This window comes from Nonomuraea sp. NPDC026600, from assembly GCF_040638335.1.
Lineage (GTDB): Bacteria > Actinomycetota > Actinomycetes > Streptosporangiales > Streptosporangiaceae > Nonomuraea.
Genome location: NZ_JBEZYD010000020.1, coordinates 215,923 through 218,148, shown reverse-complemented (window position 1 = coordinate 218,148; position 2,226 = coordinate 215,923). Strand labels below are relative to the sequence as shown.

Genomic DNA, 2,226 nt, shown 5'->3' with positions numbered 1-2,226 from the left:
GGGTGGGGCGTTTGTTCGTGGGGTGCCGGTTGAGTGGCCTGGGGTGGGTGGGGTGTCGGTTGATGTGCCGACGTATCCGTTCCAGCGTCAGCGCTACTGGCTGGAGCACACCCGCCAGGACCCCGTAGACGCCGAGCTCTGGCGGGCAGTCGAAGGCGGCGACCTCGACAGCCTCACCCAGACGCTCGACCTGGCCGGTGACCCACCGCTCAGCTCGGTCCTCCCCGCGCTCGCGAGCTGGCGCAACCGCCACCATGCCCGTTCCATCCTGGACACGTGGCGCTACCGCGTCACCTGGCAGCCTGCGGAATCCGCACCCCCCTTGCTCTCGGGCACCTGGCTGGTCGTCGTGCCGGAGAGCCACGTCGGCAACGCGACGGTGGAGGAGACCGTACAGGCGCTGAAGAAATACGGCGCGCTCCCAGTGACGCTGGCCGGTTCTGACCGGACCGCGCTCACAGCGGCGCTGGCGGCGGAGCCCGCAGGCGTGCTGTCGCTGCTCGCCCTCGACGAGCGGGCCGGGCCGGACGGCGTGCCCGGTGGTACGGCGGCCACGCTGGAACTGGTCCAGACGATGGCGGCGGCCGGAAGCAGGGCACCGTTGTGGTCGCTCACCAGTGGAGCCGTTTCAGCGGGGCCGGACGACACAGTGCGCAGCCCGGCACAGGCGGCCGTCTGGGGTCTGGGACGGGTGGCGGCGCTGGAGCATCCAGAGCTATGGGGAGGCTTGATCGATCTGCCGGAAGACCCCGGCGAGGCCGTGTACGCGCGGGTCTGCTCCGTACTGGCCGGGCTCGGCGAGGAGGATCAGGCTGCGGTGCGGCCTTCGGGGGTGTACGTCCGGCGGCTCATCCGCGCCCCGCTCGCGGGCAGTCCCGCCGGCGAGGTCCGTCTTCGCGGTACGGCGCTGCTCATCGGCGGCACCGGTTCGATCGCGCCGTACGTGGCCCGCTGGCTGGCCGAGCAGGGCGCCGAGCATGTCGTGCTGGTCAGCCGCCGGGGCCCGGACGCCCCGGGGGCCGCCGAACTGGTGGCCGAGCTGACCGCGCTGGGCACACGTGCGAGCGCCGTGGCCTGCGACGTGGCCGACCGGGACGCGGTGGCTGACCTGCTGGCCCGCCTCGACGCTGACGGGCAGACCGTGCGTACGGTGGTGCACGCCGCCACCGCCACCCGGCTGGCCCCGCTCGCCGACGTCACGGTTGCCGAACTCGGCGCCGTGGCGGCGGCCAAGATCCGCGGCGCCCAGCATCTGGACGAACTTCTCGATCCCCAGCAGCTCGACCATTTCATCTGCTTCTCCTCGGTGGCCGGGTTGTGGGGGAGCGGCGACCACGCCGCGTACGCGGTGGGCAACGCCTACCTGGACGCCTTCGCCGAGCACCGGCGGGCGCGAGGCAGGGCCACCACGTCGATCGCATGGGGCGTCTGGGCCAGTGAGCGCATGCCCGACGAAGTGGACGAGGCGCACCTGCGCCGCCAGGGACTGCCGACCCTGCCGCCCGAACTGGCGCTCGCCGCCCTGGCGCGGATCCTGGCAGAGGACGAGACGTTCGTGACAGTGGCCAACGTCGACTGGGCGGTCTTCGCGCCGGTCTTCGCCTCCGCCAGGTCCCGGCCGCTGCTTGCCACGATCGAGGCGGCACGTGGCGACGGCGACGCGCCGGCTGAGCCGTCCACCGGGGATTCCTGGGCGGATCGGCTGGCCAGGTTGCTGCCCGCCGAGCGGGAAACCGAGGTGCTGGCGCTCGTCACCGAGCACGTCGCCGCCGTACTCGGGCACGCGACGCCGGACACGGTCGAGGCCGAGCGGTCCTTCAGAGACCTGGGCCTCGGGTCGCTGAGCGCGGTGGACCTGCGTAACCGGCTGGGTGCGGCGACGGGCCTGCAGTTGCCGGTCACCCTGGTGTTCGACCATCCCAGCCCGGCCGCGCTCGTCCGCTATCTGCGTACCGAGCTGGAAGGGCTGCCCACAGTCCTCGATGATCTCGACCGGTTGGAGGCGGCGGTCACGGCGATGGCGGCCGACGGCCCGGACCGCGCCCTCGTCCAGAGCCGCCTGGCCGCGCTGGCCGCCAGGCTCAGCGGCGCCACCGAGGACGAGGTCACCTACGTCTCCGACGACGACGATCTCGAATCGGCGACCGACAAAGAGATTTTCGACCTCATCGATCGCGAGTTCGGCAGTTCCTGAACGGCCCGGCGAACCAAGGACGGCGGCTTCGT

General features: G+C 72.2%; 1 protein-coding gene. It reads left to right on the top strand.

The window, feature by feature from the left end; all coding sequences use genetic code 11:
* Positions 1–52 precede the first annotated feature (52 nt).
* Positions 53–2,194 carry an SDR family NAD(P)-dependent oxidoreductase gene (locus AB0F17_RS37535; RefSeq protein ID WP_358032771.1) on the top strand — a complete coding sequence of 714 codons (2,142 nt, stop codon included), beginning with the start codon at positions 53–55 and terminating at the stop codon, positions 2,192–2,194.
* Positions 2,195–2,226: the final 32 nt, after the last annotated feature.